At 42.7% G+C, this 6,273-nt stretch carries 5 protein-coding genes; 1 reads left to right on the forward strand and 4 read right to left on the reverse strand.

Going from position 1 to position 6,273, the window contains the following annotated elements:
- The 4 genes from HWQ42_RS31090 to HWQ42_RS31105 form a co-directional block, all read right to left on the reverse strand.
- Nucleotides 1-630: a restriction endonuclease subunit R gene (locus HWQ42_RS31090; RefSeq protein WP_292818840.1), complete on the reverse strand. Its 630-nt coding sequence runs from the start codon at nucleotides 628-630 to the stop codon at nucleotides 1-3.
- Between the two features lie 187 nt (nucleotides 631-817).
- Entirely contained in the window at nucleotides 818-2,071 is a 1,254-nt protein-coding gene (gene sbcD / locus HWQ42_RS31095; RefSeq protein WP_292728762.1) for an exonuclease SbcCD subunit D, read from the reverse strand.
- Between the two features lie 68 nt (nucleotides 2,072-2,139).
- Nucleotides 2,140-2,865, reverse strand: coding sequence for a phosphoadenosine phosphosulfate reductase (gene cysH / locus HWQ42_RS31100; protein ID WP_292728759.1), 726 nt, complete (start codon nucleotides 2,863-2,865; stop codon nucleotides 2,140-2,142).
- Between the two features lie 806 nt (nucleotides 2,866-3,671).
- A complete protein-coding gene (locus tag HWQ42_RS31105) occupies nucleotides 3,672-5,261 on the reverse strand; it encodes a DHA2 family efflux MFS transporter permease subunit (RefSeq protein ID WP_292818843.1) in 1,590 nt (529 codons plus the stop codon).
- A gap of 277 nt (nucleotides 5,262-5,538) precedes the next feature.
- Here HWQ42_RS31105 and HWQ42_RS31110 point away from each other — a divergent pair, with 277 nt between their 5' ends.
- A complete protein-coding gene (locus HWQ42_RS31110; RefSeq protein WP_292818846.1) occupies nucleotides 5,539-6,135 on the forward strand; it encodes a TetR/AcrR family transcriptional regulator in 597 nt (198 codons plus the stop codon).
- Nucleotides 6,136-6,273: the final 138 nt, after the last annotated feature.

Consider the following 6,273-nt stretch of genomic DNA (forward strand, 5'->3'; position numbering starts at 1 on the left):
TTAAGTACTCACCAACTGAGTCAGGCATTTCAATATACGTAGTACGTCGTACAATTCATTTCCAGGGTTTCGCATCAAAAAACCCTTTGATAAAGCATAACGCGGTGGATTTCCTTTCACTAATTTGACGAAAATAAACTCGCTTCCTGTGGCAATCATACCAAAACTAGGTTTATCGGTATACATATTTCCTAACAGATAAGCAAGAATTTGTGCGACTCCTTGTTCCACTGAAAAGGAAGCTCTTTTAGACTCAATAATCATCACCCAGAATTGCTCTTTCAAAACTAAGGTATCTATTCTACCTTTGATGATTACATCTTCATCTGGCACAGCAATATCTATAGATTCTTCTGATTTTACATAAAACGGAGCTAGATAAAAATCCCCAATAAAAAGTAATGGGTCTACAACAGCCATTCTAACTACATCTTCTAGTAAAGGTGGATAATTCAGAAGATTAAAATAACCCGTTTTTACCTTATCTAAAAGTTGTTTATCTAAATCATTAATTTCTGGTAAATATTCTTGCCATTCGTGGAAGAATGAGTCATCTAAAACTAACTGAATACCAAAGTTATCAATTAAATAGCGTAAGTCGATGACCTTTGCTTGGATTGTTTGCGTCATAGATTTTGGAGAGTAGAAAATAGGGCTTACACAAAATACCTCTAAAACTCTGATTTCTCCGTGCCCTCCGCGCCTCTGGGGTAGCCTGCGGCAAGCCGTACCCTTCGGGAAGCAAGCTACGCGTAGCGTCTGGTAGAGAAGCGTCTACGTTATTCCATAATAATTATTAATTACAAATTATTTTATCCTACTCATTAGTTGCTGCTTCCAGCCAAACTTCCACTTCATCTGCTAGCAACTTCTGAGCTGCATCCATCATTGAGGTTGCGATGTCTTTGAGGTCTTCGCGATTGTTCAAGTAAGTTTTTAACGCTTCCATTGGGTCGATGCTGCTACTTGCACTCAATTCAGGAATGCGGGGCCTGGCTAATTGACTCACTAATTCTGCTTGAATGGTATAGGTATGAGCGGGACTTAAAGCAGTATGTAGAGAGGAACTGTCAATTAAATCCATCTGTTCAGAGCGGAGTTTGTAAATTAGCCGCACTACAGCATCTTCAATATTATATTTAGCGATCGCTTTCATTAACACCGCCTGCGGATCATCTGCTTTCGAGATATCCACCTCAATGGTGCGGAAAGTCCGAACTGTTAAGGGACAAAATTCCCATTCAACCTTCCCCCGTTCCAGTTCCAACATTACATAGCCTTTGTCTTCTTTTTCTTCACTAAAATCTACCCGTTCAATACTCCCTGGATAAATCACCGGCGGATTGTTGGATTTATTCAGATTTTGGTGGCGGTGGACGTGTCCTAACGCTACATAATCAAAACAAGGTCGCGTCAGCAAAGATAGGGGTAGAGTAAAGCCTTTACCAACTGCCAAAAATCGTTCTGCGCCCAAGGTAGCATTGTCAGACATTAAGTGAGCCAGAAGGATAGTTGGCACATCGGGGTCAAGACGGCGAATTTCCCCTTCTAGAACAACTCGCAGACGTTCCGTTAATAGTTGGTTGACTTCCGCCAAAGACAAACCTTCAGTCTCTTGGCGAGTCATCAAAGTCGAACGAGTTAGCCAAGGTAGAGTAATTACTTGCACTTTGCCATTACGGGTTTCGATACAGTGAGTAGTTAATGTATCACCAACAACAAACCCTGGCACTCCCAAAGTGCGGTAAATATTTAAACTCGCGCCTCCCTGTCCTTGGGAGTGTTGGTCGTGGTTGCCTACCAACAGCACTGTGGGAATATTGGCATCCATGAGACGGCGAAATTGGCTGGCAAAAGCTTGCTGTACATAAGGCGGTGGTGTAGCATCCGGGAAAGCATCGCCACCAAATATCACCATATCAACTACATCTGTCAGCGCTCGGTCAATACATATAGATAGAGTATTGACAAAATCCTCCAATCGTGTATTTACTCCCGTCGCCGGATTAATTCGTCCGTGGGAAAAACCGCTTCCCATGTGGATATCGGAGAGATGGAGAATTTTAATCATATTTGTCCTTTGTTCTTAGTCATTTGTCCTTTGTCTAATACTAATGACAAATGACAAATGACCAATGACTAAATATGAATTCCGCATTCTGTTTTATCACTTCCCCGCCAGCGTCCGGCGCGTTCGTCTTCGCCTTCGCCTACTTTGGTGGTGATGGGTTGGTCGCCGATGCTGGGATAACCTTGGTCGTGGAGGGGGTTGTAGATGACTCCATGTTCAGCTACGTAAACCCAGCTGTCTTGACGTGTCCAAGTAGCTATGGGATTTACTTTCAGCCGACCTTTACCATCAAATTCAAATATGGGCATATTCGCACGGGTTACTGCTTGGTCACGGCGGCGTCCGGTAATCCAAGCGACGCTGTTGAGTTCGTCTAGACCCCGTAGTAGTGGTTCAATTTTTGTAATGTGGTGGAATTTGGCAATATCTTTGTCCCAGAGTTTATCGCCGTATTTGGCTTCAAAGGCTTCGCGGGTGTCTACATCTGGAGTTTTGAAAGTTTGCAAATCCAGGTTGTAGATTTGTATGGCTTTGTCTACCAATTCTAGGCTTTCAGGGAAGTGGTGCAAGGTGTCAAGAAAGATCACAGGAACCGGATGCTTCAGTTCAGTGTAAAGAATATGGGTAATTATCATGTCATCCACGTTAAAGGCGCTTGTTTGCACCAGTCCCGTTGGGATATTCTCTATAGACCATGCCAGTATGTCTTTGGGTGTGGCACTTTCAAATTGCTCGTTTAATTTGTCTAAGTCAAAAGCGATCGCTTGGTTTCTAGATGCCGTGGAGACTGTCATGATAATCTTCTATTCAAAATATTTTTACCTTGATTAAGATCGATCTTACTTCATTAAGACGCGTATTCCGCTCGGAAATAAGGTAATGATTTTGTGTGGAAATTACTACATTTTGAGAATGGAGAATGGGGAGTGGGGGAGACAAGGGGGCAAACAAAACCCCTAACTCCTAACTCAGCACTCAGCACGGGCTAAATCCTAGCTATCCGTTAACAGCACTCCTAATGCCCAATGCCCAGTAAAAATTATTACATAAGCATAAATGAATTATTTACTAAGAAATCTTAAGGTAATTTAAGTTTTATAATACTTTTATAGATATTTATACTGATTTTGATATGGTTAAGAAACTATTAATAAAAGGGATTTTACTTAAATGAACAACGCAAAATTCAGCAATCCATTAGGCCAGTCTATAATTATGGGCGCTTTAATGATGTTAACCAGCGTTGGGGTTATTACAATAATGAACTTTTTCTAAGATCAAGATTTCTCATTTTAGTAATAAGACTTCATATAGTCCCGCTCAAAACTGAGTGGGACTTTTACTTTTTTCATTTAGATCAATCAGTGTGTATTAATTTTCTGCTATCACTTGCGGTAGAGAATAATTCTGAAGCCGTATTATTACGCAGTTTTGCAGTCAGAGAATTTAGAATAGGGATGCGATCGCTATTTACCTTACCCCTAGTAGTCTGTCAAGTTTAAATTGATGGGTAAGGAAGTTCGTAGTAAGGACTTTAGTCCTTAGTTTCCCAAGCACTAAAGTGCTTACTACAAACCCTCAAAACTAGCTTGACGACGTACTAGTGACCAACTGGCGCTTTCGCTCCTGCACCGCCTTTACCCAGAAATAACAACAGAGGTAACGAGCAAAGAAACCCTACCCCTACCACTCGAAAGCAATCTGCGTAAGACAAAACCGCAGCTTGAGTATCTACTATTTGACTTAATAAAGCTAATGCTTGCTGTTGAGATGTTGTTGCATCCATGCCTTGACCTTGGAGTGCCCCGTTGAGTAAGTCGAGGCGCTGACTCGTCTCTGGGTCATAAGGACTAAGTTTTGCTAACAGGATGGCTCGATGAAAAGCTTCTCGTCGGTCAAGCAAAGTGGTGAGTAAAGCAATGCCAATGCTACCACCCAGTTGTCGGGTGAGGTTGTAGAAACCAGAGCCAGCAGAAATATCCTGTTTGGGTAGCGGGCCTAAAACTGCCAAACTCAAAGGCAGAAACATTAACACAGTAAAAGCCCCACGCCATACCAATGGCCAAAATAAATCATCTATGCCAGTTTGTGGAGTAATTGCTGCGAGTTGAAACATAACTCCAGACGATCCCACAGCGCCCATTGCAATTAAAAATCGGGCATCAATTTTACTAGACAGTTTACCTAATAAAACCATCACGATCGCAGATGCTAAAGCACCAGGCGCTAACAATAGTCCTGTCTGCGTTGCCGTAAAGTGCAGTACACTTTGAGCAAATATCGGCACAGCAAAGAGCGTGCCATAAAGCCCCATACCCACCACTGCTGAGAGAACGCTTCCCGCAGCTAAAGAACGGTGACGCAAAACTCTCAAATCCACAGCAGGATGGGCTATTCGCAATTCGTACCAAATAAACAATCCCAAGCCGATAAAACTAGCGATCGCTAATGTGGTAATAAAACTGGAGGAAAACCAGTCATCTTTCTCTCCTTCCTCTAACAAAGTTTGCATACAGCCAATAGCGATAACTAAAAACCCAATCCCGAACCAATCGACGGCTTGGCTTTGTGTCTCACTCTTATCTTTGTCTTTGGGCAAAAATACCACTGACATCGCCACTGCAACGATCCCGAAGGGAATATTCACAAAGAAAATCCACCGCCAGCCCAAACCATCTACCAAAAATCCCCCTAAAGTCGGGCCGATGGCTGGGCCAGCAATTACACCTACCCCAAAAACTGCTTGTGCTAAACCCTGTTCAGCAGGTGGAAAAGTCTCGAACAAAATCGCTTGGGCTTTAGCTAGCAACCCGCCACCACACAAACCTTGAAGAATTCGAGAAAAAACTAGCATCGGCAAATTAAATGCCAAACCGCATAAAACCGAGGCCAGGGTAAAGCCAATCAACGAGAAGATAAAGTAGGTTTTGCGTCCAAAGTAATCTCCCAGCCATGCAGATAAGGGAATTAAGACGACATTTGCGATCGCATATCCAGTTACCACCCAGCCGACTTCACTAACAGTTGCACCCAAACTAGCCTGTATATCTGTCAGGGCAACGTTAACAATACTAGTATCAATTACTTCTAGTATCGCACCCAGAGAAGCCGTAAAAGCGATCGCCCACTTCAATGGCCCGTGGACATAACCAAATTCGTCAAAACTAGAACCTTTAATGTTGGTAGCCATTATTTAGCACAAATAATATTTGGGAGATGTCAAGCAATGCCAAAGCTAAAATTAAGTATTGTATATATACGCTACGGTAGCGTATCATATAAAAACGGTCAAGAGAGTTTTCTATGAAAAGCGGCAGAAATACCTATGCTAAAGATGGATGGTCATTGCTGCTGTTTTAGTGCATGAGAATTGGGTTATGAGGCTTATTTCCTTTTCCAAAAGCTATGTTCTATGCCCAAAAGTAGAAGCAAATGGCCAAGAAGATATTGCTTGGGGATGATATTTTATGAGTAAGCAAATCAACAGCACCTCTGGACGCCCACGCAGCATCCATGCCGACCAAGCTATTCTGCAAGCAACTTTGGATTTGCTTGCAGAGGTAGGATATGAAAGCATGAGTATAGAAGCGATCGCTTCTCGTGCTGGAGTTGGTAAAACAACTATTTATCGGCGTTACACTTCCAAAGAAGAACTAGTTGCAGACGCGATAGAAAGTCTCAGAGATGATTTAGCGATCCCCGATACCGGCAGCTTTTGGGGAGACATGGATATCCTGATTAAGAATGCCGCCAAAAAAATAGATAGTCCCCTTGGTCGTCAGACACTTGCGCTGATTGTTAGTACAGCGTCTAGCAATCCTCAATTTGCCGAGGTTTACTGGACAAAATATACGAAACTCAGACGTGAAGCCTTTTCTAAAATACTTGAGCGTGCCAAGTCTAGAGGCGAAATTCACAATAATGCAGATGTAGACTTAATTATCGACCTTGTAAGCGGATCACTATATTATGCACTGATCTTCAAACCCACAACTGAGCCAGTAGAAGCATACATGCGCCGCACAATGAATCTTCTGCTCAAAGGTATTGGGAATGGGGAATAGGGCATGGGGAATAGGGTATGGAGAATGCGCTTCCTTAGATCAGAACTTTACAGGGACAACGAGAATAACCAATGCCCAATGCTCAATGCCCAATGCCCAATGCCCAATGCCCAATGCCCAATGCCCAATGCCCAATGC

This window comes from Nostoc sp. JL23 (genome assembly GCF_017115065.1).
Taxonomy (GTDB): Bacteria; Cyanobacteriota; Cyanobacteriia; order Cyanobacteriales; family Nostocaceae; genus Nostoc; species Nostoc punctiforme_A.

Coding starts and splice junctions, on each gene's coding strand:
- HWQ42_RS31105 (WP_292818843.1), bottom strand. CDS start 5,261: ATGGCTACCAACATTAAAGGTTCTAGTTTTGACGAATTTGGTTATGTC.
- HWQ42_RS31110 (WP_292818846.1), top strand. CDS start 5,539: ATGAGTAAGCAAATCAACAGCACCTCTGGACGCCCACGCAGCATCCAT.
- HWQ42_RS31090 (WP_292818840.1), bottom strand. CDS start 630: ATGACGCAAACAATCCAAGCAAAGGTCATCGACTTACGCTATTTAATT.
- cysH (WP_292728759.1), bottom strand. CDS start 2,865: ATGACAGTCTCCACGGCATCTAGAAACCAAGCGATCGCTTTTGACTTA.
- sbcD (WP_292728762.1), bottom strand. CDS start 2,071: ATGATTAAAATTCTCCATCTCTCCGATATCCACATGGGAAGCGGTTTT.